The 24740-nt window shown below is 55.4% G+C and carries 19 protein-coding genes; 14 read left to right on the forward strand and 5 right to left on the reverse strand.

Annotation, left to right across the window (positions count from 1 at the left end; translation table 11 throughout):
- Positions 1-94 precede the first annotated feature (94 nt).
- The 7 genes from O77CONTIG1_RS00620 (at position 95) to O77CONTIG1_RS00655 (ending at position 8993) form a co-directional block, all read left to right on the forward strand.
- Positions 95-2311 (forward strand): Calx-beta domain-containing protein, encoded by a 2217-nt coding sequence (locus tag O77CONTIG1_RS00620; protein ID WP_068507220.1) that lies wholly within the window; start codon positions 95-97, stop codon positions 2309-2311.
- A 193-nt stretch (positions 2312-2504) separates the two neighbouring features.
- Positions 2505-3053: a universal stress protein gene (locus O77CONTIG1_RS00625; protein ID WP_068507223.1), complete on the forward strand. Its 549-nt coding sequence runs from the start codon at positions 2505-2507 to the stop codon at positions 3051-3053.
- A gap of 144 nt (positions 3054-3197) precedes the next feature.
- Complete coding sequence (locus tag O77CONTIG1_RS00630; protein WP_068507225.1) at positions 3198-4208, forward strand: hypothetical protein; 1011 nt, start codon at positions 3198-3200, stop codon at positions 4206-4208.
- Between the two features lie 203 nt (positions 4209-4411).
- The gene (locus O77CONTIG1_RS00635; protein ID WP_068507227.1) at positions 4412-5440 is read left to right on the forward strand and encodes a chlorophyll a/b binding light-harvesting protein; all 1029 of its coding nucleotides are present in this window, start codon (positions 4412-4414) and stop codon (positions 5438-5440) included.
- A gap of 290 nt (positions 5441-5730) precedes the next feature.
- Positions 5731-6243: a flavodoxin FldA gene (fldA, locus tag O77CONTIG1_RS00640; RefSeq protein ID WP_068507229.1), complete on the forward strand. Its 513-nt coding sequence runs from the start codon at positions 5731-5733 to the stop codon at positions 6241-6243.
- A 222-nt stretch (positions 6244-6465) separates the two neighbouring features.
- Positions 6466-7257, forward strand: a complete 792-nt coding sequence (locus O77CONTIG1_RS00645) for an alpha/beta fold hydrolase (RefSeq protein ID WP_068507231.1) — start codon at positions 6466-6468, stop codon at positions 7255-7257.
- A gap of 533 nt (positions 7258-7790) precedes the next feature.
- Positions 7791-8993 carry a metal ABC transporter solute-binding protein, Zn/Mn family gene (locus tag O77CONTIG1_RS00655; protein ID WP_068507234.1) on the forward strand — a complete coding sequence of 401 codons (1203 nt, stop codon included), beginning with the start codon at positions 7791-7793 and terminating at the stop codon, positions 8991-8993.
- A gap of 77 nt (positions 8994-9070) precedes the next feature.
- Here O77CONTIG1_RS00655 and O77CONTIG1_RS00660 read toward each other — a convergent pair whose 3' ends face one another.
- A complete protein-coding gene (locus tag O77CONTIG1_RS00660) occupies positions 9071-9313 on the reverse strand; it encodes a hypothetical protein (RefSeq protein WP_068507236.1) in 243 nt (80 codons plus the stop codon).
- Between the two features lie 268 nt (positions 9314-9581).
- Here O77CONTIG1_RS00660 and O77CONTIG1_RS00665 point away from each other — a divergent pair, with 268 nt between their 5' ends.
- The 7 genes from O77CONTIG1_RS00665 to O77CONTIG1_RS00695 all read left to right on the forward strand — a co-directional run bounded on the left by O77CONTIG1_RS00665 (position 9582) and on the right by O77CONTIG1_RS00695 (position 18954).
- Complete coding sequence (locus O77CONTIG1_RS00665) at positions 9582-9797, forward strand: DUF4278 domain-containing protein (protein WP_068507237.1); 216 nt, start codon at positions 9582-9584, stop codon at positions 9795-9797.
- 287 nt (positions 9798-10084) lie between these two features.
- Positions 10085-10375 (forward strand): CTB family bacteriocin, encoded by a 291-nt coding sequence (locus O77CONTIG1_RS00670; protein ID WP_068507239.1) that lies wholly within the window; start codon positions 10085-10087, stop codon positions 10373-10375.
- Positions 10376-10486: 111 nt separating this feature from the next.
- On the forward strand, positions 10487-10792 hold the full coding sequence (locus tag O77CONTIG1_RS00675; RefSeq protein ID WP_068507241.1) for a bacteriocin: 306 nt from the start codon (positions 10487-10489) through the stop codon (positions 10790-10792).
- A 57-nt stretch (positions 10793-10849) separates the two neighbouring features.
- On the forward strand, positions 10850-11968 hold the full coding sequence (locus O77CONTIG1_RS00680) for a cyclic nucleotide-binding domain-containing protein (RefSeq protein WP_172799615.1): 1119 nt from the start codon (positions 10850-10852) through the stop codon (positions 11966-11968).
- Between the two features lie 161 nt (positions 11969-12129).
- On the forward strand, positions 12130-13548 hold the full coding sequence (locus O77CONTIG1_RS00685; protein ID WP_197673289.1) for an NHLP bacteriocin system secretion protein: 1419 nt from the start codon (positions 12130-12132) through the stop codon (positions 13546-13548).
- Between the two features lies 1 nt (position 13549).
- Positions 13550-15937 carry an NHLP family bacteriocin export ABC transporter peptidase/permease/ATPase subunit gene (locus tag O77CONTIG1_RS00690; protein WP_084781958.1) on the forward strand — a complete coding sequence of 796 codons (2388 nt, stop codon included), beginning with the start codon at positions 13550-13552 and terminating at the stop codon, positions 15935-15937.
- 44 nt (positions 15938-15981) lie between these two features.
- On the forward strand, positions 15982-18954 hold the full coding sequence (locus O77CONTIG1_RS00695; protein WP_068507245.1) for an NHLP bacteriocin export ABC transporter permease/ATPase subunit: 2973 nt from the start codon (positions 15982-15984) through the stop codon (positions 18952-18954).
- A gap of 270 nt (positions 18955-19224) precedes the next feature.
- Here O77CONTIG1_RS00695 and O77CONTIG1_RS00700 read toward each other — a convergent pair whose 3' ends face one another.
- The 4 genes from O77CONTIG1_RS00700 to O77CONTIG1_RS00715 form a co-directional block, all read right to left on the reverse strand.
- Complete coding sequence (locus O77CONTIG1_RS00700; protein WP_068507248.1) at positions 19225-21183, reverse strand: glycoside hydrolase family 10 protein; 1959 nt, start codon at positions 21181-21183, stop codon at positions 19225-19227.
- 45 nt (positions 21184-21228) lie between these two features.
- The gene (locus O77CONTIG1_RS00705; RefSeq protein WP_156434788.1) at positions 21229-22050 is read right to left on the reverse strand and encodes a tetratricopeptide repeat protein; all 822 of its coding nucleotides are present in this window, start codon (positions 22048-22050) and stop codon (positions 21229-21231) included.
- A 150-nt stretch (positions 22051-22200) separates the two neighbouring features.
- Positions 22201-22914, reverse strand: a complete 714-nt coding sequence (locus O77CONTIG1_RS00710; protein WP_068507249.1) for a polysaccharide deacetylase family protein — start codon at positions 22912-22914, stop codon at positions 22201-22203.
- 205 nt (positions 22915-23119) lie between these two features.
- A complete protein-coding gene (locus tag O77CONTIG1_RS00715) occupies positions 23120-24106 on the reverse strand; it encodes a Gfo/Idh/MocA family oxidoreductase (RefSeq protein ID WP_197673372.1) in 987 nt (328 codons plus the stop codon).
- Between the last annotated feature and the right edge of the window lie 634 nt (positions 24107-24740).

The following is a 24740-nucleotide window of genomic DNA, read 5'->3' on the forward strand; positions in this document are numbered from 1 at the left end:
GTTTGCGGAAATCTTCAGACTTTTCGATCAATTCCCGAATCATGCAAGTTTTCCCTGGAGAATATTCGAGAATTGCTTCTGGAGACAATCTGCAATGGCAAAAAAGAAGGGCAAGGGAAAAGGTGTTAACTACTCCTCACCTTATGGTGACGGTGTGGACTGGGATATAGACGACTATTTACCCGTTTGGGAACTGCCAGAAGGCGAGACATTTAGCCCCATCAATCCGCTATCTTTTAACACGGATTTGCAGGGACGCTCTCAGCTTTTTCTGCCGCTGTATGTCAACAATGACGGCATTGGCAACGATACAGACGGATTTAACACGATTACTCTATCGCTCGATCCGACAGATACAGTCGGTTTTACTCAGGAAACTTATATCTTGAAAGAATCATGGGATGCGATCGCTGGTGATGTTTCCACAGAACTCTATCGATTTTTCTATCCTCGACCAGAGCAATTGGCAGATTACCTGTCAAAGACATTTTTAGTTGATGGTGCTAGTCGCCCATTCAACACGCCTCGCCTCATTCCTGGCGGCCGCTTTAAGGAGATCATCATCATTATCGAAGATGCTCAAAGCCCGTTGCCTATTCAGCTTGGAGCAGAAAATAACACCGTTCCTGGCAGCGGCATCAGCAACACCAACGGCATCAATGTGATCTACGCGGGGGCAGGTAGCGACACAATCGACACAGGCGATAGTGATGACACGGTGCGCGGCGAAGAGGGTGACGATTTGCTGTTGGGTGGCAATGGCGACGACATGCTCTATGGTGAAGCCGGCAACGACTTACTACGTGGCAGTAATAGCCGAATTACAAATTTTCAAGACTCTAGCTATACCCGCCCAGCGGGTGATTATCTAAATGGTGGCACAGGCAACGACACGATCTATGGCGAAGGCGGCTGGGACACAATTGATGGGATGGAGGGCGATGATCTAATCTATGGCGACAATCCTGACCCTGGCTTGGATAACCCTGATTCTGAAAACCCTTTTACAGACGAACAAGATGTTTTAAGCGGGGGTAACGGCAACGATGTTATTTTCGGCGGAGCTGATAACGACAAGTTGTTTGGTGATGCAGGGGATGATTACTTATCGGGTGGCCCTGGACAAGACAGTTTAGAAGGCGGAGATGGGCGCGATCGCTTCGATTTCTACACCTATCGTCCTGGATTTGAGGATGACGATTTCATTGTGGATTTCAATTCAGCAGAAGACACGATTGGGATTTATGTAGGAACCGCAGAGCCGTCTAGTTTTCGTAATGTCGGGCTACCCATCAATGGCGCTATCTTATCTAGCCAGTTTGTGGTCGGCACGGCAGCGCTGGATGCGGGCGATCGCTTCATTTTCAACAGCGCCTCGGATATCTTATTTTTCGATCCAGATGGAACAGGCCCTGCTGCACAAGCCAGACTCGTTAGCTTCGACAATGATCCTGTGTTAACGGCTGCCAATATTGTTACCTTTGACGACACGCGCCGCCGCCCAGCGCTCAGCGCCCCACTGCCGCCGCCGCCCAGCGTGCAGTTCGCCCAAAGTACGCTGTTGGTCAGCGAAACCGCAGGCGTTGCGACCCTGACGCTGAATCGCACCGGAACGCTGGCGGGATTGTCTCAGGTCAGCGTGGCGATCGCCGGTGGAACGGCAACGGCTGGCGTAGATTATGATGCTGCATCGTTTCCGCGAACGATTACGTTCGGCATTAGCGAATCCAGCAAGACTATCGAAATTCCCATTTTGACAGATGCATTGGTTGAGGGAAGTGAAACGATTTCGCTGTCTGTTGCGCCTGTCAATAACCCACTAGCAAGAACGCTGGATACACTCACCGGGAACGTAAATTCTACAACTATCACCATTCAAGATGCAGGCGCAACGAATGGCAATGATTTGCTGATTGGCACGCCACAGCGAGATGCGATCGCCGGACTGAACGGCAACGACACGATTCTCGGCTTGGGCGCAAATGACACGCTGACAGGCGGGCGCGGCAACGATACGCTGTTTGGCGGGACGGGCAATGACACGCTGCGGGGCAACCAGGGGCGCGATGTGTTTGCGCTGGAGCGGGGGACTGGCTCCATTCGCATTTTGGATTTTCAAGACGGGGGCGATCGCCTCGGACTCGTGCCCGGTCTACGTTTCCCCCGACTCAAAATCGTGCAGCAGGGCAGCGGATCTAGCCTTAGCACACGCATCAGCCTTGGCAGCGATCTGCTGGCCATCCTCCCTGGCATCGCCAAGTCCCAAATCACCAAAGCCGATTTTGTCTCGATCCGATCGCCTGCGATTTAGCCTGCGCCTCAGGTTTCCGCTTCCTACTCCTCGTAAAGTCCTGTTGCAAACCTGAGATGACCCACGCAAAATGCGATAGCTTGAAGGTAAGCAGAAATACGCATCAACTCCATCGCGTCCTCTGCGAATAACCATCGTTTAATTCCCGCTTCGCTGCAATTTGTTAGGGAAAAGTTGGTAGGGAGAAACTGTTATGACATTCAAGAAGATTTTGGCGGCGCTGGATCAATCTCCACTGGGGCAATCGATTTATGAACAGGCGCTAGAGCTGGCGAAAACGCAAAACGCTGAGCTGATGCTGTATCATGCGTTGAACCCTGATTTGATCCTGGGTCCGATGCTGCTGCCAGGCGAAATGGGGCTGGCTCCGCAACTGGTGACGCAGGCTTATGAGGCGCAGCAAAACTACCTGGAGCGGCAAACCCAAGAGGTGCGCGACTGGCTGAATGATCTGTGTCAAGGGGCGATCGCCCAGGGTGTGTCTACCCAATTTAGCTATCGCTGCACCGATGCCGGACGTGGCATTTGCGACTTGGCGAAAGGCTGGGATGCTGATTTAGTGCTGCTGGGTCGGCGCGGTCGCAGCGGCCTCACGGAAGCCCTCCTGGGCAGCGTCAGCAACTACGTGTTGCACCATGCGCCTTGTGCAGTGCTGGTCTTGCAAGCGACACCCACGCCCTTGACTGCCGTACAGTCCGACGTGGCCCAGACCGATTTGGCGAAAACCGCGCCCTTGTCTTAGCTAAAACGTGAGTTGAACCGCTTAGAAGGCGGGAGGAGGGAGGGCCGACAAGCCTCTATCCTCACTCACGTTAAATACATAGGTGCAGCAGCGTAGGCAATAGGAATTGGCGTAACCCCATTCCTTGTCCAACGGGAGCCAACCATGAGCCATCGTACTGCACCTGCTACGCCTGCTGCGTCTCCGCGTCGCCAGCGCCCCCTGCTCTGGGTGGGTCTGGTCGGTGTGCTAGCGCTGCTGGGCGGCGTGGTTTATCCAGAACTGCGAAACTCTGGAATTTACCGCAAGGGCGAGGCCGCCTACCAGACAGGCGACTGCCAAACGGCGATCGCCCAATTTACTCGCCTGCAAGACCTCAACGCCGAAAAATACGTGACTCGCGCCACACCATTTCGTGGCGAATGCCAACAATTTTTGAAAATTGGCGCAGACCAGGAAGCCGCTGGCCCCAGCGCCACCTTGGTTAGCTACAGCCAGTTTTTGACGTTCAACCCCGACACTGCCCTCCGCGAAACCGTCCAGCAGCAAACCAGGACGCTGTTTCAGCAGCATAGCCCCGACGCGCTGGCCGATGAAAAAGTCTGTTCCAGCATGACGGCGCTAGTGAACCAAAACCTCATGGTTGACCCCGCAACCCAAGCCCCGTCACTGCACTTCGCCTGTGGCAAAAAGGATGAGGCGCAAAAAGACTACGCAGGCGCGATACAGCATTACGGCAGCGTGCTGAACGACTATCCCAACGCCGCCGAAGCGCGGGATGCTGAAGCGGCGATCGCTCGTACCCTAGTTGCCCAAGCCAATGAAACAGGCGCAGGCAAGATTCCGCCACCGCAACCCCTGGGATCTTCCGGCAACAGCAGCAGTGTGGTCAAAATTCGCAATGACTCGCCCAATGTATTACGCATTGTCTTTAGTGGCCCAGAACCGCAGTTTGCCGAATTGCCGCCCTGCCGTGACTGTCAGGTCTATAGCACGCCTCCCCGATCCTGCCCTGAAAAAGGCGCAGAGGGAACCTATACGCTAAAGCCTGGGCAATATAGCGTGCTGGTGCGGGCCGCAGACGACAGCAGCGTTACGCCGTTCACGGGCAACTGGTCGATGCAGCGAGGCAAGGCCTACAGCAGTTGCTTTTATCTGGTGCGGCGGCGCGTGTAGAACGCACTGGGCCACGCAGAAACGAAGTCTGGGTTAGAGAGGGCGATCGCCCTCTTTTTTGTGTCTGCTGCGACGATTGATACAAAACTTTATGGACTGCTATTGAGAACTATTCCGATTTGTAGGGTAGGCTTCTTATTGAGGATATTTCTCATTAATCCTCGATGACTTGCAGTTCCTAACATGTGAGGACAGTTGTCTTTATGCAAACCTACGATAATCCCGATGTGAAATATGACTGGTGGGCTGGCAACGCCCGCTTTGCCAATCTCTCTGGATTGTTTATCGCAGCCCATGTAGCTCAGGCTGCACTCATCACCTTCTGGGCCGGTGCCTTCACCCTGTTTGAAATTTCCTGGTTTGACCCGACGCGCTCAATGGGCGAACAGGGATTAATCCTGCTGCCGCACCTGGCCACGCTCGGTCTGGGCGTGGCCAACGGTGGCGAGGTGATCGACACCTATCCTTACTTCGTGGTGGGCGCGGTGCATCTCATTTCGTCGGCTGTTTTGGGCGCAGGAGCATTGTTTCATACCTTCCGAGCGCCCGAAGATTTGTCCAAGGCCAGCGGTCGTGCCAAACTGTTCGATTTCAAATGGGATGATCCAAAGCAGCTTGGCCTCATTCTGGGGCATCATCTCCTGTTTTTGGGTGCAGGGGCGCTGCTGCTGGCTGCCAAGGCAATGTACTGGGGCGGACTGTATGATGCTGCAACGCAAACCGTGCGTTTGGTCACCAATCCAACGCTTAACCCTGCTGTGATTTATGGCTATCAAACTCATTTCGCCAGTGTCAATAACCTGGAAGATCTGGTCGGCGGACATATCTATGTGGGGCTGATGTTGATTGGGGGTGGAATCTGGCATATCCTGGTGCCGCCCCTGGGCTGGGCTAAGAGGGTGCTGATGTTTTCTGGGGAGGCAATCTTGTCCTACTCGCTGGGTGGCATCGCGCTGGCAGGTTTTGTTGCGGCCTATTTCTGTGCAGTCAATACACTGGCTTATCCCGTTGAGTTCTACGGGCCGCCATTGGCGGTCAAGCTCGGTGTTGCGCCCTATTTCGCAGATACCGTCGAGCTTCCGATGGGGGCACACACTCCGCGCTGCTGGCTGGCAAATGCTCATTTCTTTTTGGCGTTTTTCTTTTTGCAGGGCCACCTGTGGCACGCGCTGCGGGCAATGGGCTTCGATTTTCGCCGTGTAGAACGGGCGCTGAATACGATTGAAGTGTAGGCTTGAAGCGCAGTCAAAAGTGCAGGTAGTCTGACAGGTTACCGAACCCTGAGCAGACTGTAATCATGAGTGTCTACAGCATTTTCTTGCGGGGTGAGGCACGCATAGTCCTGACGGGGCAAACGCTGCTTGACTATCCACGTACCTCACCAGCTTCAAAAACGCTGTAGAGAGTATCTTGCAGATAGGTTTCGCAAGTTTCGAGAAGCTTTTTTCTTGGCTCCAACAATCCATTGAGAGATGAGAACACTTTTCTTTAGAAAGTTCAATGGATAGAAGTCGGAGAGACTATGGCAAAGATTGGGCTATTTTTTGGAACGCAAACGGGCAATACTCAAACCGTTGCAGAACAAATCCAAAAGGAATTTGGCGGAGACAGCGTGGTGGAACTGATCGACATTGCCAATGCCAGTCCTGAAGATTTTGAAGCGTATGAGTGTGTGATTGTAGGCTGCCCGACCTGGAACATTGGCGAACTGCAAAGCGATTGGGAAGGGTTCTATGACGAGCTAGATGCGATCGCCTTTTCTGGCAAGAAGGTCGCTTACTTTGGTGCGGGTGATCAGGTCGGCTATGCAGACAACTTTCAAGATGCGATGGGCATTTTAGAAGAGAAGATTTCATCGCTGGGGGGCACAACAGTCGGCTATTGGCCGGTCGATGGCTATGATTTTAATGAATCGAAAGCAGTACGCAATGGCAAGTTTGTGGGGCTGGCAATCGATGAAGATAACCAGTCTGACCTAACGGACGAGCGCGTGAAAACCTGGGTTGCTCAGCTCAAGCGAGAATTTGGTGTGTAGCACTGCGAGGCTTTTCAAAATCTTCATCTTCTGAAAGCAGTTTTTCAGAACAGGGTCAGGCATTGGGAGGGGATTGGGATTGGGCAGTTTACCAATCCTCTTGACCGCCCCTCAACCCAATGCCTGACCCTCCAAAGGTCAGATAGGTCATGGCTCGACTCTAGTTGAGGGTAATTCTCGTTTACTGGTTCACCTCTGCATTCGTTTTGTAAGGAATTCTGTATGTCTTCATCGCCCGATGCGCTGTGGCTCAGCGTCAGCCCTGCGCTGCAAAAATTCGATCGCCCGCTGCTAAAGCATCTGGTGCAACATGGAGTAGTTGCTCACTGGCAATATTGCCAGACCCAGGACGAAGCCGTGTCGATGGCGGCGGCGCTGGTGCTACTGCATGACTATCTCAAGCAGGGCGATCGCCCGGTGCATCTGCTAGGGCATGGCATCAGCGGCGCACTGGCCCTGCTCTATGCGCGGCGGCACCCCGAACGAGTGCGATCGCTCACCCTGCTCTCCGTCGGCGTATATCCGCTGGTGGACTGGCAGGCGCACTATTACAGCCGCTTTGCCCTGCTGCCCTGTAGCCGCGAAACGGTGCTGGCGCAAATGGTGCCCACCCTATTTGGGCGACAGTCCTGGCCAGTCACGCAAGACTTGATTCAGCTTTTGGAAAAAGACCTAGACAGCTCGCTGTCGCCCCACACGCTTTATCGACGGGCGAGTTTGTTTCCTGGCGGGGTGCCCGTACCGCTGCTGGTCTGCGGTGGTTCAGAAGACACGATTATCGACCCCAATGCACTGAACGGCTGGCAACCCTGGCTCAAGGGTGAAGGCTTCTTTACAAAAGATGAAACAGGCTGGACACCACCGGGCGATCGCCTGTGGCAGTGTCCAGGCGGGCGCTATTTCTTTCACTATCACTTTCCTCAGTCTACGGCTGAGCAAATTCTAGATTTTTGGCAATCCTTCTCACGTTTGCCTGCTCAACACCCTGCATTCGAGATTGCGTCTGCGGGCTAAGGGGGAAGCCTTCTGTCATCATTACCTCGCTCCTTACAGCTACGCTTACCAACATCATTCTCAAATGAATCCTCTCTGCATTCTTGGAATTTGGCTGATCACAGTCTGTTTTTGTCTATCCGTTTGTTTTGCAGTTCAGGACGGGATAGCGCGACTCAGGCGACTGCATCAGGTTCCGTGCAGCCGCTGTGCTTACTTTACGGGGGAGTATCACCTGAAATGTGCGGTGCATCCCTGTCGGGCGCTGTCGGAATTAGCAATCGGCTGCACAGATTATGAACTCAAGACAATGCCACAGCCTGCAACCCTTCGAGTCGCTAATCTGATTCAACATCTGATGACACAAGTGTCGAATCGATTGGGTCGGCTTCCCAAGTTCTTTGGGCAGTGCAGATCGCTCAAGCGTTTGGTTCTGTGGTATAGTGTTAGAAAAAATGATAATCATTCTCATAGCTGCTAACTGCTTTTCTACATAGCTGCTAGCTGCTTTTCTAATCGTTTTCCCACTAGATCTGTACCTGAGGATGAGTACCATGACCCCTCCCAAAGCAACCTGGCAACAGGCAGGCTCGGCCATTCGCTATGTCTCTCCAAAGCGCATTTCCATTGTCGTTGCGTCGGCGATCGCCCTCGGTTTGGGCAGTTGCACCACTGCTTCCACTAGCAACAATGCCGAATCTCAGCCGCCGACAGCCGCCGCCGATACGCCAGAACTCCGGGTCGTCACCACGTTTATCCCAATGACCCAGTTCACAAAGGCCGTGGCGGGCGATCGCGCTGAGGTGACGCAACTGCTGCCAACCAATGTTGGCCCACACGACTATCAGGCCCGCCCTGAAGATGCCCAGCGGATTGCCCAGGCCGATGTTTTGGTGAAAAATGGTCTGGAAATGGAATCGTTTCTGGATAGCTTGATTGAAAATGCAGGAAGTTCAAATCTGAAAGTGATTGACTCCAGCGCTGGCATCGCTACAATCACAACTGAGTCTATTGAAGGAGAGGCGCACGATCACGGGCACAGCCATAGTCACGATCATGATCATAATCATGCTCATGATCATGCCCATGATCACGCTGAAGAAACAGCCGCAAACAAGCCAACTGCCCACAGCCACAGCCACGGCGAGTTTAACCCGCACATTTGGCTTGATCCAAAGCGGGCGATTCGACAGGTCGAAAATATTCGCGACGGGCTGATTGCGGCTGATCCGGATGGGCAAGCTGTTTACACTGCGAATGCAGCCGCCTACATTCAGCAGTTGCAGGCGCTAGATGAGGAGATTGCCCAACAGCTACGGCCATTTGCCAACAAAACGTTTGTTGCCTTTCATGACTTTGCGCCTTACTTTGCCGAAAGCTATGGGCTAAAGGCTGATTTTCTAGTGGATGTGCCGGATGTCAACCCGTCGCCCCAGGACGTGAAGCGCGTCATGGATACGGTAAAAGCCAGTAATCTCAAAACGCTGCTGACCGAGCCTCAAAGTGGAGAAGATGCGTTTGCGGCGATCGCCCAAGACCTGGACGTGAATATCAGCACCTTTGACCCGATGGAAACAGGCGGCCCCGAAGCCTTGCAGCCGGACTACTACATCGCCACCATGCGGCAGAACGTGAAGGCGTTGGTGTCTGCGTTTACGGGTGGCTCAACTCAGTCTACATTGCCCCATGCGCTGCCACAGTGGATGCCTCAGAAAACCACTGCTGTGCTGCCTCAGCGAGTCAGCCTGAGGTTTTAGCCCGATTTCTAGGCCGCTGTGCCACAAATCTTGGCACCACAAATCTTGGTAGATGAGGGGCTTAGCGTATGAGGGGCTTAGCGCATAAGGGCAGGGCCAAATATGCTCTGCTGTGACAGGATGGCTCCTTCGGCGAGTTTGATGGAGCCGAAGGTCAAACCCGCAAAGCCCATCGCCATCAGCATCGCTAGGACTGTAAACCCAATCCAGCCGCCATGCTCTGCTTCTGCGGGGTGGCTGGATTTTTCTGCGACAGAGAATGGAGCCGGGTCGGGTGAGGCATCGATTGACAATCCGGGAGCATCAGTGGTGTAGAACATGGGAGCGTTTGGAGGGGGTTGTAGACGGGGTTGTAGAGGAAGTTATAGAGGGGTGTCGAGGCGTACCTCTGGCTGACGAGCTACCGCTTTGGAGCCATAAATTATTTATAGGACGAAAAGCGCGATCGCTCTATTCAGAAAAGTTAAGGAGTTGGGCCGGAAAAAAGTCCTTAACTTTTCAGTATCGCGCTGACCGGGGCGATCGCTCTATAACCAAAGCATCGAACGAAACGCACTTCACACTATCTCACTTCCAGGAGACACAACCATGAATCTGACCTACCGTGGCACCGACTACATTGCCAGCAACCAACTGCCCACCAACAGCCAAAGCTTCAACGGCTGCTATCGCGGCGCAGAGATGACGATGCACTCCCCCTCTAAACTGCCTACACAGGTGTTTGTAAATCTGACCTATCGTGGCGCACAATATCGTGCCGAAGCAAAGCCCAGCTTTAGCAATGAGAACATTCTGGCTATCTAGGTTAAGCGGTTCTGGCTAAAGGTTCTGAACGCTCGACTGATCCCTCAACATACTTACCTAGTTCTTCCCACACAAGTAAATGGCGATCGCTCTTTTTGGAGGGCGATCGCTTTTTTATCTGAGTTTATCTGCCTCAAATGCAGAATTCCTGTACTCGCTAAATGACTAATCCAAAATCCAAAATCTAAAATCTGTATACCCTTCCAGCCACCAAAAATATGGCAGTACAGGAGGGCAAGATGTCCACGTCCTCCGACTGTCTGACCTTACATTAAGGAGAAATCCACATGGAATCGATGCAATCTGAACGGTTCACTGCAACCTATATCGAGGAGATTCCCCCCAGCGACCTGGCCATGACCGAACTTTCTGAGGCTGATCTGGATGAGTGCGCGGGCGGTCTGAGCCTGGGCGATTTCAGCAGCCTCATGGATGGGTCATCCAGTTTCTTCGGGCAAGAGCGCTTGTCCCTGGGCCAGGCGACCTTTGCGGGGCCGAATGGCAGTGGCACGATTTCGACCCTCGACTTCGAGCGCACGATTTCTGGCGCAAATCGATTCACATCTCTCGGTAAATAGATAAGCCCACAGGGGTCACTGCTGGTGTCGTGCGATTGTCCTTTTGAATCGATAACGCGCCAGTGTGACCCTGTGCAGTAAAACGCCTAAGTGTTGAATTCGGACAGTCCCATGTCTCATGCGCCTCAGTTTTATCCGGCGGAACCGCCTCCATCCACCGCTGCTCCCATCGAGTTGTCAGAGCAAGATCTAGCGCAAATTTCAGGCGGGGTCGATTTATCCCTCACCCTGGTCAGACTTGATGGCAGCGATGAACTGTCTTTAGTATCTACTGAGTCGGACTACGCGGCTCTGTCGCAAGCCAGCCAGTCTTCGCAGACGCGCTTCTCCGTGTTCCAGATTAATCTGACGGGATTTGACTCAACGAATAGCCTGATGAAAGCGTTGTCCAGCATTGGCAGGCTATTTGGCTATTAGAGACCGTATCTTGTCTGTTCCTTATTTCTTGCTCTCATGGCGATCGGGAGGTTGTCAATGACTTGTTTGTTGCTTGAGGAACTGAATTCCTCAGATTTGAATTGGCTAGTGCAAGCTGCAACGTATCGCAGTGTTCCCGCAGAAACGTTTTTAGTTGATTCCGATCAGCCATCTGATCATGTGTTTTTGATTCTCGAAGGCATGGTGACGATCGCCTCGCCAATTCGACAAGCAGCGATCGCCCACTTGTTCGAGAAAGCATCCTCTTCGGAATCATGGTCAGCTACTACGCTTTCGCAAGTCCTGCCGGGTGACTTTGCCAGCCTGTCTACGATTTTGGATTCTAGATTGCTTCCTTACTCGATTATTTCTGAGTCTCCGTGCCAGGTTCTTTGCATTCCGCGTGCCGTGCTGCTGCAAAAGCTTCAGGAAGACGCAAGCTTTGCATCCCGGTTTTATCGAACCATTGCGCTGTTGATGTCGGCTCGCAATTGGCGACTGGTGCGCGAGTTTGAGTATCAGAACCTTCCCGTCCGGCGATCGCCCCTGCGACAATCTATTACCTTATTTGCTGAGTTGCAAGACAGCGATTTGGACTGGCTGGCAACAGTAGGAATGGTTCAATCTCTGCCAGCACAAACGGTGCTGCTGTCTACAGGGCGATCGCCCGATGCGTTACACATTGTCCTGGAGGGAGCGCTGCTGCTGAGCCAGCCTGTCGAAATGTCTAGCCTAGTTGCCCAAACGCTTGCACCTGCTGAAAATCCCTCTGCACCCCATCAAGAAATTGCACGGCTGTCGCGGGGCGATCTGGTGGGCGAGATGCAGTTGGTCAATGCCCATGACCTGACGCTCTGTGCCAGCGCTCTGCGCGATTCGCAGGTGTTGTCGATTCCGCGCTGGCGACTGGCGGCAAAACTGCTGCACGATCCTAGCTTTGCTGCGCGGTTTTACCGGGTGCTGGCCACATTACTTGCTACGGAATATGAGGCAATGCTGCATCAGCTTTATGCCGCAACCCTGGGTTCCGCAGATGAAAGGGCAGAACCGATGGGCGATCGCGACGATTTGAGTAGCTGTTTACTGACCCGCATTTCTCTTGCCGAAGCGCGGTTTGAGTGGCTGCTCAAGCGAATTCAGGCGCAACAAGAAAACGGGAGAGACTCGCAATGGTAATGCCAGAAAACAGTTTGCTAAACCCTTCACTCAGCTCATCCGGAGGGCATTTATCTGCGAGTTCAGGATCTCCAGTAAATGCGAACTATTCTGCAAAAAACAAGCTGTTTCGTCCGGAAGCGCTTGAGCGCAGCGCCTCCCCAGAGCAACTCGATCAACTGGTGCAGGTCGTCAGTCCCAAGCGCTGGCTGTCTTTACTCGCGCTGGGTACGATTGTAATCGGCGGCGCAGTCTGGAGCGTGCTAGGGCGCATTCCCATTACTGTTCCGGGACAGGGGGTTTTAGTGCCCCTTCCCGTTGCCCAGTTGGGGCCCGATCAATGGCGCGTTGATCCGAGTCAAATCATTCGCGTTCAGGTTCCCACGTCTGGGCGTTTGCTGACGCTGCCTGTGCGAATGGGCGATCGCGTCCGTCCTGGTGACGTGCTGGCAACGGTGGATCAGTCGGAGATCAAGCAGCAGTTGCAGCTTTCGCGAGAAAAGCTGGCCCAGCTTCAGCGGCAGGATGAGGAAGCCCGCACCGCCCAACTCCAGCGCGATCGCTTTGAACAGGCGGCGATCGCCCAACAGCGGCAAGCACTCCAGCAGAGCCTACGCACGGTGCAATCCCTCACGCCCGTCATCCGCGAAAAGGGCATCGAAGCCATTCAGCAGGAGCGGACTGCGCTAGAACAGCGGCTCCAAGCTCTGCGCGACCAGTTGCCCACCTACGAGCAGCGCTGGCAAGCCCGCCAAACCGCCCACGAAGAAGGCGCACTGTCTCGCGATATGGTGCTGCAAGCAGAGCAGGAATACCTCAACGCCCGCGCCCAGCTAAATCAGGCGGAATCTCAGCTTAAGCAGCTCGACGTAAAAGAGGCCGATGCCCAGCGCGAATACCTCCGCAGCGAAAACCAGAGTAATGAGTTGCAGGCGCAAATCAAGAACCTGGAAACCCAGGCGGCGACGAGACGAGAGCAGGATTTAATCGCCAATACGGCGCGGCAAAAGGAGATCCAGGAAACCCAGCGGGCGATCGCCCAGCTAGAGCTACAGCTTCAGAGAAACAGCGAAATCACCAGCCCCTACGATGGGCAAGTGCTAGAAGTCTCCGCCAAACCGGGCGAGCGATTAGAAGCGGGCGCAAGCATCGTCACGTTGTCGGCCCAAGGCGATGCCACGCCACTGGTAGGGGTGATGTTCTTACCCGTCAGCGAAGGTAAGAAAATTATGCCAGGGATGACTGTACAGTTAACCCCTACCACCGTTAAGCGGGAAGAGTATGGCGGCATTCAGGGGCAAGTGTTTGAAGTGTCTAAGTTTCCGCTGACTCGGGCCGGAGCCGCCAGCTTAGTCGGCAATCCCGATATCTTACCTGCCTTAATGAATGAGCAGCCCCATCTGGCTATTTTTGTGCGGCTAGAAACCCGCGAATCGGGGAGGCAGTCCGACGACACGCTCCAGTATGTCTGGTCGTCTTCCAACGGGCCGCGCCAGGCGATTACAGCAGGCACAACGGCGACCGGACGCATCACGACTGAAGCGCGATCGCCCATTTCCTACGTGCTGCCCATTTTCAAATCGCTGACGGGGATGAACTAGCATGACTCCACAACTTCTACAACCTTCCCCCCCAAGCTGGGCCCAGCGATTTCAAAAGGTTTCCCAAGCCCTCCAGCAGGCTTCCCAGCACTGCAAACAGCTTCCCCAACACCTCCGCCAGCTTCCGCACACGCTTCGGCAACTGCCCACCACCCTCTGGGGGCACGGCCGCATCTATCGCGTTCCCACGGTGCTGCAAATGGAGGCGGTGGAATGCGGAGCCGCATCGCTGGGGATGATTTTGGCCTATCATGGGGCGATCGCCTCTCTGGCCGATCTGCGCCAAGCTTGCGGTATCTCCCGCGACGGCAGCAAAGCCTCGAACTTACTCAACGCCGCCCGCAGCTACGGGCTAGATGCAAAAGGCTTCAAGCTAGATCTCGCCAGACTGCAACAGCTAAAACCCCCCTTTATCGTCTACTGGAACTTCAACCACTTTCTAGTTGTACAGGGGTTCCATCGCCAGCGGGTTTATCTAAACGATCCGGCAACGGGCCCGCGCACCGTTTCTTTAGCAGAATTCAGCGAGGCGTTTACGGGCGTAGTGCTGACCTTTGCGCCGGGCGCTGAGTTTCAAAAAGGAGGGCAAAAGCCAAGCGTGCTGCGGGCGCTAAAGGAGCGGTTACGGGGTTCCGTTGGTTCGCTCTTGTTCTGCGTCGCCGTTGGATTTCTGCTGGTGTTGCCAGGACTGGCAATGCCCGCTTTTTCTCAGGCATTTGTGGACGAGGTGCTGCTGAAAGGGCGACAGGACTGGCTGCGTCCACTGGTGTTCATGATGCTGTTTACTGCGGCTGTCACTGGACTGCTCACACGCTTGCAGCTTCAGCTACTCCGCCGTTTGCGAGTCAAGCTGGCGATGGGGATGTCCAGCCGTTTTCTCTGGCATCTGCTTTACCTTCCGGTTAGCTTTTATGATCAGCGCTTTGCGGGTGAAATCAGCAGCCGCGTTCAGCTAAACGATCGCCTTGCTGGATTGCTATCCGGACAGCTTGCAACCACGGTAATCTCTGCCGTCATGGTCATCTTTTATGGACTGGTCATGTGGCAGTACGATGGCATCCTTACACTGATTGGAATTGCGTTCGTTTGTATTAACCTGCTGGCCTTACAGGCAGTCTCTCGCTTCCGTACTGATACCAATCTTCGGCTGATGCAAGAACAGGGCAAGGTAAACGGTGTGGCAATGTCTGGCTTGCAAAGTATCGAAACGCTCAAGGCATCCGGTTTAGAGTCAGACTTTTTCACGCGCTGGGCCGGCTACTATGCCAAGCTGCTGAATGCGCGTCAGGACCTGGACAGCCTCAATCAAAAACTCGGCGTGTTGCCCACCTTGCTGACCAGCCTCAGCACTATGCTGCTGCTCGTTGTCGGTGGTTTCCGCGTGATGGATGGCTACCTCAGCATCGGGATGCTGGTGGCGTTTCAATCCCTGATTCAGCAGTTCATGCAGCCTGTCAGTCAACTGATTCGGCTGGGCGGCGACTTTCAAGACTTGGAAGGGACGCTGACCCGCCTGGATGATGTCTTGCAGAATCCCAAAGATCCGCTTCTAGAACAGCACATGACACCCACCTACAACTCACCTGCCATGTCTCACGCCACTCCTGCTTCGGAACAAACCCACGCTCTCGCTGCCTCTCCCACCCTCGCCAAACTTGAAGGCTATCTGGACATTCATAACCTTACCTTTGGCTATAGCCGCACTGCACCGCCGCTGATTGAAAACTTCTGTCTGTCGCTCCAGCCGGGTCAGCGGGTCGCACTAGTGGGCGGCAGTGGTTCCGGCAAATCGACGATCGCTAAACTGGTGTGCGGCCTCTATCAGCCCTGGGCAGGCGAGATTTACTTTGACGGACAGCCGCGCCAGAGCCTCCCGCGTTCTGTGCTGGCAAATTCCCTGGCGATGATTGAGCAAGAGGTGCTGCTGTTCGCGGGCAGCGTGCGCGACAATCTGACCCTGTGGGACACAACGCTTTCCGATCAACAACTGATTCAAGCCTGTCGGGATGCTGCGGTACACGACATTATCTTATCTATGCCAGGGGGCTATGGGGCGGAACTGTCGGAAGGCGCAACGAATCTCAGTGGCGGACAGCGGCAGCGTTTGGAAATTGCGCGGGCGCTGGTCAGCAATCCTTCAATTCTGGTCATGGATGAGGCGACAAGCGCCCTGGACACAGAAACGGAACGCATCATTGATTACAACCTGCGGCTACGCGGATGCACCTGTCTCATCGTGGCGCACCGCCTCAGCACCATTCGAGACTGTGATGAAATCATTGTGCTGGAACGCGGAAAAGTGGTTCAGCGAGGCAGCCATGACCAGCTTAAAGCGCAGGAAGGCCCCTATCTCCAACTCATTCGCAGCGAAGGCGGCTCGATTGAATAACTTGCAGATTGCAATCTGAAAAATAAGATAGAAGGAACGCAGGAATGCTGACAGAAGAGAGACAGCTTGAGCCAATTCATCCCTCCCGCTCGCTGCACGGAAATGAACCCTTACTGCTAGACCACCAGACAGTTTGGCAGGTACAATCCGGTTCACTGGCGCTGTTTGCTGTGCCAATGCAAGATGGAGTTCCACGCGGGCGGCGGCGATACTTGTTCAGCGTCAACGCGGGCGAGGCTGTATTTGCAGCCGACGCAGCCGAGTTTGGCGAACCGGGATTATCGCAGCCATGTCAACAGCCGCGTCAACAGCCGTATCAACTGATGGCGGTGGCCCTGGAAGAGACGGATCTGGCAGGGCGATCGCCCTCCGAGTTCCTCCAATGGCTGCACGACGAACCGCAGGTAGCCCAGCGGCAGATCGAGGGCTGGGTTCATCGGTTGGGCACCACGCTGGCAGGAATGACCGCAACAAAGATGCCAACACCGATGAATCGATATGGCGTGCTGGGTGCGGGCGAAGTGTTTCAGCCGCCTCAGGGTGCAGTAACCTGGGTGCGCGTGCTGCAAGGAACCGCAATACTGCAAGGGGTGTCGAGTTTGCCACTGGAACTGGGGGTGTGGCTGCCGCTGGAACGACATCTCTGGCTCCAAGCTAGCGATATTGTAGAACTGGAAACCTGCACCAGTGAAGCCCGGTCGGCGATCGCCCTGATGACTGGACTAAGCCATCTGCAAGCAAAGGTGATGCACGGAATCCAGAGGCTCGAAGCTCAGGAACAACATCAGGAACTCGCACGCTATCGCGAACGGCAGCAGCTCAATACGGAAGCGGTGGCGCGGACGCTGGACGAACTATCGACCGTGTTTGATGCTACGCCCACTTCATCGGGACATACATCACTAGGACATGCAGCAGACGCGGCGATCGCCACGAACCCAGAAACGGCTCTACTGGCGGCGGCTGGGGCTGTGGGGCAGGCCCTGGGAATCGGGATTTCGCCCCCTGGCAAGTCAGAAGACCTGCGGCGGCTAAAAGACCCCATCGAGGCGATCGCCCGTGCCTCCCACATCCGCATTCGCCGCGTCACCCTGCGAGAGGGCTGGTGGCATCAGGACGGCGGCCCGCTATTGGCCTACTCCCTGGAGGACGGTCGTCCTGTGGCCCTGCTGCCTCGTTCTGCCTCGCGCTACGAACTGCTCGATCCGCTGCGCCAAACCTGCACCATTTGCGATGCCCGCGCTGCGGCAACCCTCTCTCCCACTGCCTACACCTTCTATCGCCCGCTGCCACCCGTCGCCAAGCCCCTAGCGCTGCTGAAATTTGCCCTGCGGGGACATTTCAAAGAACTGTGGGTGGTGCTACTCACAGGACTAGGCACAACGCTGCTGGGCATGGTCACCCCCCAGGCAACTGCCCTCCTGATCGACCAGGCCATTCCCGATGCCAACCGCAGCCTGCTGCTGCAAATCGCGCTGGGGCTGCTGGCCACAGCAATCGGCGCAACCCTGTTCCAGGTTACCCAGAGCATTGCCCTGATGCGGCTAGAAACGGTTGCGGATGCTGCGACGCAGGCAGCAGTGTGGGATCGGCTGCTGGCGCTACGGCTATCCTTCTTTCGACAATATTCCATCGGCGATCTGAGCGCAAGGGTGTCTGCCGTCAGCCAAATTCGGCAAAAATTGGGCAATACTATTCTCAAAAGCTTGTTCTCTGGAATATTCTCGCTGCTGAACCTGAGTCTGCTGTTTTACTACAGTCCGCCCCTAGCGGCGATCGCCCTCCTCGTTGCCCTGATTAACATCGGCGTGACGGTCATCTCCAGTATCCTGACCCTGCGAAAGGCACGTCCCCTGCTCGATCGCCAGGGCAAACTGCAAGGCATCATGAGAGAAATCATCAACGGCGTGGCAAAATTTCGCGTTGCCGGAGCAGAGACTCGCGCCTTTGCCTATTGGGGACGGCAATACAGCCAGCAGCTAAAACTAACGCTGGCATCACAAGGCATTGAGGATAATCTGGCAGTAATCAATAACTTGTTATCTGCCTTAACGCCAGCCGTCTTGTTTGCATTCGCAGTACAGTTACTTCAGCAATCCCAATCTCAGGACGGCAGCTTTTCCATCGGCACGTTTCTAGCGTTCAATGCCGCGTTTGGTACGTTTATCGGCGGGGCGACTAGTCTCAGCACTACACTAGTCGATGTGATGGAAGTGTTACCCATCTGGCAGCGGGCATTACCTATTCTTCATGCCGTACCAGAAGTGGCAGATGACAAGGCCGATCCAGATCGTTTAACCGGGCAAGTTGCTGTCGATCGCGCGGTGTTTCGCTATCGCGAAGATGGACCGCTGACGCTGGATAATGTGAGCATTCACGCCGATCCGGGAGAGTTCATTGCGCTGGTGGGCCCATCGGGCAGTGGCAAATCGACACTGTTTCGGCTGCTGCTGGGCTTCGACACGCCAGAGTCGGGCACGGTCTATTATGATGGACAGGATTTGTCTGGGCTGGATATGCAAGCGGTGCGACGACAGCTTGGTGTGGTGCTGCAAAATAGCCGCCTAATGTCTGCATCGATTTTTGAAAACATTGCCAGCGGTGCGCTGATTGGCATGGAGGAAGCCTGGGAAGCAGCCCGCATGGCGGGACTGGCCGATGACGTGCAGGCGATGCCGATGGGAATGCACACGGTCGTCAGCGAGGGCGGCACAAACCTTTCGGGCGGACAGCGCCAGCGCTTGCTAATTGCCCGCGCCCTGGCCCTGCGTCCCCGCATTCTGCTGTTTGACGAAGCCACCAGCGCCCTGGATAACCGCACCCAAGCCATTGTCAGCAAGAGTCTGGATCGCTTGCGCGTGACGCGAATTGTGGTGGCACACCGTCTCAGCACGATTCGCAATGCCAATCGCATTTACGTCCTGCAAAACGGCCGTGTCATGCAGGAGGGCGACTTTGAGGCGCTGGCCACCCAGCCTGGATTGTTTAGCCAACTGATTCAGCGCCAGCGCGTTTAGCCGATCGTCTCGCTCAGCCCCCAATACCGTTATGCAACCGTTTATTCCTCCTGTTTGCACCAGTGTTGCTTATCAGCGATCGCCCCAACCCACGCCGCCCAGTTTTCCCCTAACTACAGGATTCTGGCTGCTCACATCGCACAGCACCAGCGCAATATGCTCTAGCTTAGCGCAGTGCCGCATTAGGTCGTTTTTGGCGCAGCATAGTCCTTGTATCGCTGCTGCTTAAACCACTGCTGCTTAAACCACTGCTGCTTAAACCACTGCTGCTTAAACCACTGCTACTATGCCCGCGCTCTCATTCGCCAGCCGATCGACCGTACACAGTGCGTAGGTTCCGGGCGAAAGGGTAAGCTGTGTTGTGGCAGCAGGTAAGATACTTTGCAGCGTCCAGGTGCTTCCTGCTTGGCGATAGAGCGTCCAGGAACGGGCACTGGCGGCGCTGCTCCAGACCAGTCGATTTCCCAAGACGCGCACATTTTGCGGCGGCACGGGGGGCAAGCTGCGGAGCCAGGGCATGACGGGCGGCAGGGCGGCGGTGCGGTAGATATTGGTCTGGAGGCGATCGCCAATGCCCTCGCGATTCGTTAGCAGCGCCTTCATGCTATAGAAAATATTGCCGAGGGCGAGTTTACTTTCTAGCTGGCGCGTGATAGCCACCTGCCGCTCGATTTCGGTTACGTCCCAGGCTTTGCCATCAAGCTGAGATAAGTTATTGCCAGGGTAGATATGGCGCTTCTGGATATTCTGATCTGCCCACCATTCCAGCAGCACGGGATAGCTCTGGGCGGGTGGGTCAATGCGCCAATACAACTGCGGCGCGAGATAGTCTACCCAGCCCTGTTGGAGCCACTTCAGCGCATCGGCGAAAAGTTGGTCGTAGGCATCGAGTCCTTGGATTTGCGGCGGCTGGCCGGGGCGATAAATTCCAAACGGGCTGATGCCAAATTTTACGTGCGGTTTGGTGGCTTTGATGCCGCTGGAAAGGCGCTGCACCAGGCGATTTACATTATCTCGCCGCCAGTCCTTGAGCGAGAGCGTGCCGCCGCCGTTGCGATAGGTCTGATAGGTTTTGTCGTCGGGAAAGCTCTGCCCAGCGATTGGGTAAGGATAAAAATAATCATCCAGGTGAATGCCATCTACGTCGTAGCGGCGCAACACGTCCAGAATCACGGCGTAGGTGCGTTCCTGCACAACGGTCGCGCCAGGGTCCATCCAGAGCTGGTTGCCCCAAGGATAGACCACATCAGGATTCGTCGCCGCTAGGTGGGGCGAAACGTTGACCGTTTGCTGGGACGTGCGGGCGCGATAGGGGTTGAACCAGACGTGAATTTCCAGGTTGCGCTGGCGACACTGGGCGATCGCCCATTGCAGCGGGTCGTAGGCGGGGCTGGGCGGTTTGCCCTGAGTGCCCGTCAGCCAAAAGCTCCACGGCTCCAGCGTGGAGGCATACAGCGCATCCCCTTCGGGGCGAATTTGCAAAATTACGGCGTTGAAATGGAGCGATCGCAATCGGTCAAAAATGGCAATCAGTTCTGCCTGCTGCTGGTCGGTGGTCAGCGTGCGGGTGCTGGGAAAGTCGATATTCCACACGATTGCCACCCACGCCGCCCGAAACTCGCGCCGATGCGACACTGCGACCGTCCGCACCCAGCGCACAATCCACACCGACTCGATTACGGGAACCTGGCCCAAACGCACCAGTGCTTGATACACGAAGCTAGCCGCCTCGGCCCGTGTAGCTGCCTGCTGCGATCGCACTCGTTTCAGGTCGGGATGGTTTACCACCAGCCCCGTTTCTGTGGCCGTGGCGATCGCCCGTCGTGCCCAGTCGGGGATCTCGCCCGCGTCCGCATATAGGTCGAAGAGCGGAGCCTGACCCGATGCCGCAAACCCCAGCCCGCTCACCAGCGCCACCCAAACCTGCACACGGGCGATCGCCTCTGCGGGACGAAACGATCCGTCAGGATAACCGGCCATGAACCCGGTTTCATAAGCCCAGCGAATCGCAGGGGCAGCCCAAAAACTCTCTGGCACATCCTGAAACGGCACGTAAGGTCGCTTGGGCGCAACGGAAAAGGCAGAACGCAGGAGGGATGCAAACTCAGCGCGAGTAATCGTCTGCTCAGGGCGGAATGTGCCGTCCCCAAAGCCCCGCACAATGCCACGCTCGGCCAACGCCTCGATAAACGCTTTTGCCCAATGATTTTGGATGTCAGAGAAACTCATCACTCGTCAGGCTCCGGGCGGGGCTGGATTCAGTTTTACTTCGTTTTACTTCAACGTCAAAAACTTCTCTAGGGCGCTGACTAGCGATGGACTCCAGCGGCGGACATTGGCAACCCAGTCCAGGTCTTTGTATCGTGCATCCAGCCCGACGGCGGCGTACCAGTTGCTCTCGGCCTCGCCCTGATTACCCGCGACCCAGAGGGCGGCCGTGAGGGCGGCCCGCATGTCGGCAAAGCGGGGGTATTTGCGGACAAGGTTTTTCATGGTGCGAATGGCTTCGTCGGTCTGCCCGGTTTCGTAGAGGGCGATCGCATAATTCGCCCTGGCAAAGGCAAAATCGGGCGCTAGATCTGCGGCTTTTTTGTAGTCTTCGATCGCCGCCTGCCAGTTGCCCTGTCCTGCCTTGGCGTTTCCCCGATTGTTATAGGCAGCCGCGTCGTTGGGGTCGAGTTCTAGCACTTTGTTGTAGTTGGCGATCGCCTCTTCCCAGCGTCCCAATCCCTCCAGCGCCGCACCCCGATTGAGGTAGGGATCGGGGGCATCGGGAGCCAGTTCGGTGGCTTTGTCAAAATCGGCGATCGCCGCTTGCAGTTTGTTCTGGCTGACCCGCGAGTTGCCGCGATTGCTCCACACGGCCGCGTTGTCGGGCAACTGTTTCAGGATTTCCGTCCAATAGGTTTCTGCCTCTGCGAAGCTGCCCCGGTTGGTTGCGTCAAAGGCTTTTTCGCGCAGCTCGCTCAGCGATGGAAGCTCGACCGGAAGCGGCTCCGGTGGTTGTGTCGGGGCTGCCTCAGCCGCGATTCCAAAGGGCAATGCGCCCAGCCAGAGCAGCGCTGCCAGCAAACATGAAAAAATGTAAATCAGCATAGGCTGATCATGACAGGTTTGGGAGTGCAATGCAAAGGGCAGGAGCAATGGAAGCCAATCGCAGGGTTTAGGTCGATTCTTGATTTTGGCTTTGCGATTTTGGATTTTAGATTTCCAAGGCCTAATTCCACAGCCTACCCATTCCACAGCCTAATAGTTATCCCAAAGTTCGGATAGCGTGACCACGCGATAGTCTTTACGCTGCAAGTAGTCGAGCAGCAGGGGAATGGCGGCGGCGGTTTTTTCGGAGCGCTCGGCAGAGCCGCCGTGCATCACCAAGATAGCGCCGGGAAACACGAAGCGCGACACATACCAGGCGCTAAATAGGGCGTTGTCCGTTGGCTTGAAGGTGTCTACCGGAATCATGGAGGCCAGGGCAAACCGGGGTTCGTAACCGGGCATGGCTTGCAGCTTGGGCACCATGCTCTTGGCATATAGCCCGCGACCTGGGCGATACCAGCGGATGGGTTGATTGCAGTCTTTGCAGATGCGGTTGTGGGCTTCACGCATTTGCAGGGCAAACAGTTCGGGGTGCTGGAGGGCGGTTGTGTCGTCTACGATGCCGTGGTTGGCGACTTCGTGCCCGTAGGCGCGAATGCGAGGAATGATGGTGCTTTCGGGGCTGAGGTGGCTGGTGATGATGAAGAATGTGGCCCGTACATGACGGTCTGGATCTTCAATCTGGCGATTGTGTTCGGCGATCGCCTCCAAAATCTTTTGGGTAGACTCATCCTCTGGTTCACCGGGCGTGGGCACATCGTCAATGGTCAGCGCCACCACGCGCTCGGTGGTTTCTTTATAAAACAGCCCATCCGGAAAAGCCCGCGCTACCTGCTGCACAAGCCGCTGCTGAGCAAGCCCCATAGCCTCTCGCACTCAAAACAACTTACCTTTCCATAGTAAAGAGTGGGGAGCCTGTCGATAAATCCCAAAGATCCGACCCTGATTGGTTGCCTGAATTTGTCGCCTGATTCGTGATCAGCGCCAGGTTCGTCAGAAGACTTGCCCAGCCCAAGGTAGCGCCTGAAGCCACCTGCGACGACCAGAGGCTAAAAGAGGCCAGAAGGGGCTAGAGGGCGATCGCCGACACCTCCGACTGCACGCTGCTCAGATCATCCGGCTGCCACACCTGCCCATCCAGCGCCATCTGCTCAATGCGACTAGCCAGCCGCAATGCCTTGAGGGCCTGTTCGCCGCCTACCGAAGGCTGTTTGCCACCGCGCACACACTGCACAAAATGCTCTAGCTCGGCGTGCAGCGGCTCGATGTTGCTGGTGTACACTTTCTCGATCAGCCCATCCTGACGGTAAAGCACCTGCCCGTAGTCGGTTCGATAGTTGGCCGTCGTCTGCCGATGGATCAGAATTTCATTGTTCAGAAAATCGGCTTCCGTCAGGGAATTTTTGCAGTGGGCGGCGATGCGGCGAATCTTGCGGTGGGTGACCTTGCTAGCAGTCAGCGTGGCCACAATGCCGTTGGCAAAGCCCAGCGTCGCCGTCACATAGTCCAGATAGCCAGAATCCGACGCGCGGCTGCCGCTGGCGGTCAATCGTGTGACCGGTGCAGCGGCCAGTTCCAGCAGCAGGTCGATATCGTGGATCATCAGATCCAGCACCACCGACACATCGTTTGCTCGCTGGGAATAGGGACTCATGCGGTGAGCCTCCAGCGCCAGCAGTTCTTCTGTTTTCAGCACCTTGCTGAGTTCCTGAAACGCCGGGTTAAACCGTTCAATATGCCCCACCTGCAAGATGCAGTTAGCCTCGGCCGCCGCGTTGACCAATAGCTCTGCCTCGGCAATGCTGGCGGCAATTGGCTTTTCAATCAGCACATGCACCCCCCCCTGGAGACAGGTCAGCCCCACAGAGTAGTGCAGCCGGGTGGGAACTGCTACACAGACGGCATCTACGCATTTGAGCAGTTCGCGATAGTCTTCAAAGAACCGAACCCGATACTTGCTTGCCGTATCCAGCCCCCGCTCAACGTTGACATCAGAAATGCCCACCAGTTCTACGTCCTTGAGCAAGCTGAGGACGCGGGTGTGATGCTGGCCCATATTGCCAACGCCGATCACGCCAACTCGAATGGGATCATGCGAGCCGCGTGGCACTGAGGTATCCGCAGTTCCAACAAATCCGTTTTGCACGCCTGCAATCTCCTACACCACAATCGCTAACTTGGAGCCGCTATCTCAAAGCGCTAACCCAATCCGTTGCTCAGGACGGCTCAGAGCCGCTAGATTTGAACGGGGTAGTTTGAAGAAAACTTACAAATCTTGACAAAGTTATGATATCAGCAGTCGTCTTTATTCTGGATGGCTGATGATCAAGATATAGTTTCACTTGTGTCAGTTTTTCGTGTGTCAGTTTTTCGTGTGTCAGTTTTTCGTGTGTCAGGTTCCTGCTGGCTTGCTTCCCTCTATAACCTGTCCGCATACAGCGTTTTTGAAGCTAGTGCAGTGTCACGGTTTAGTTTTAGGGTGATGCCTCGGCTTGTAGTCAGCGCTTCAGCGCTAAAGCGCTGACTACCAACCTAAGTCCTAGCTGTGACATAGCACTAGTGAGGTCGGTGGATAGTCAAGAAGCGGTTGCCTTGTCATGACTGTGCGTGCCTCACCCTGCAAGAAAATGCTGTAGCTGTCTGTTCTGTCTTGTCTCGCAGTCCTTCAGGTTAATCCCAGGTTAGCTTTG

The organism is Leptolyngbya sp. O-77 (assembly GCF_001548395.1).
In the GTDB taxonomy this organism is placed as follows: Bacteria; Cyanobacteriota; Cyanobacteriia; order Elainellales; family Elainellaceae; genus Thermoleptolyngbya.

Coding starts and splice junctions, on each gene's coding strand:
- O77CONTIG1_RS00620 (WP_068507220.1), top strand. CDS start 95: ATGGCAAAAAAGAAGGGCAAGGGAAAAGGTGTTAACTACTCCTCACCT.
- O77CONTIG1_RS00625 (WP_068507223.1), top strand. CDS start 2,505: ATGACATTCAAGAAGATTTTGGCGGCGCTGGATCAATCTCCACTGGGG.
- O77CONTIG1_RS00630 (WP_068507225.1), top strand. CDS start 3,198: ATGAGCCATCGTACTGCACCTGCTACGCCTGCTGCGTCTCCGCGTCGC.
- O77CONTIG1_RS00635 (WP_068507227.1), top strand. CDS start 4,412: ATGCAAACCTACGATAATCCCGATGTGAAATATGACTGGTGGGCTGGC.
- fldA (WP_068507229.1), top strand. CDS start 5,731: ATGGCAAAGATTGGGCTATTTTTTGGAACGCAAACGGGCAATACTCAA.
- O77CONTIG1_RS00645 (WP_068507231.1), top strand. CDS start 6,466: ATGTCTTCATCGCCCGATGCGCTGTGGCTCAGCGTCAGCCCTGCGCTG.
- O77CONTIG1_RS00655 (WP_068507234.1), top strand. CDS start 7,791: ATGACCCCTCCCAAAGCAACCTGGCAACAGGCAGGCTCGGCCATTCGC.
- O77CONTIG1_RS00660 (WP_068507236.1), bottom strand. CDS start 9,313: ATGTTCTACACCACTGATGCTCCCGGATTGTCAATCGATGCCTCACCC.
- O77CONTIG1_RS00665 (WP_068507237.1), top strand. CDS start 9,582: ATGAATCTGACCTACCGTGGCACCGACTACATTGCCAGCAACCAACTG.
- O77CONTIG1_RS00670 (WP_068507239.1), top strand. CDS start 10,085: ATGGAATCGATGCAATCTGAACGGTTCACTGCAACCTATATCGAGGAG.
- O77CONTIG1_RS00675 (WP_068507241.1), top strand. CDS start 10,487: ATGTCTCATGCGCCTCAGTTTTATCCGGCGGAACCGCCTCCATCCACC.
- O77CONTIG1_RS00680 (WP_172799615.1), top strand. CDS start 10,850: ATGACTTGTTTGTTGCTTGAGGAACTGAATTCCTCAGATTTGAATTGG.
- O77CONTIG1_RS00690 (WP_084781958.1), top strand. CDS start 13,550: ATGACTCCACAACTTCTACAACCTTCCCCCCCAAGCTGGGCCCAGCGA.
- O77CONTIG1_RS00695 (WP_068507245.1), top strand. CDS start 15,982: ATGCTGACAGAAGAGAGACAGCTTGAGCCAATTCATCCCTCCCGCTCG.
- O77CONTIG1_RS00700 (WP_068507248.1), bottom strand. CDS start 21,183: ATGAGTTTCTCTGACATCCAAAATCATTGGGCAAAAGCGTTTATCGAG.
- O77CONTIG1_RS00705 (WP_156434788.1), bottom strand. CDS start 22,050: ATGCTGATTTACATTTTTTCATGTTTGCTGGCAGCGCTGCTCTGGCTG.
- O77CONTIG1_RS00710 (WP_068507249.1), bottom strand. CDS start 22,914: ATGGGGCTTGCTCAGCAGCGGCTTGTGCAGCAGGTAGCGCGGGCTTTT.
- O77CONTIG1_RS00715 (WP_197673372.1), bottom strand. CDS start 24,106: ATGGGCCAGCATCACACCCGCGTCCTCAGCTTGCTCAAGGACGTAGAA.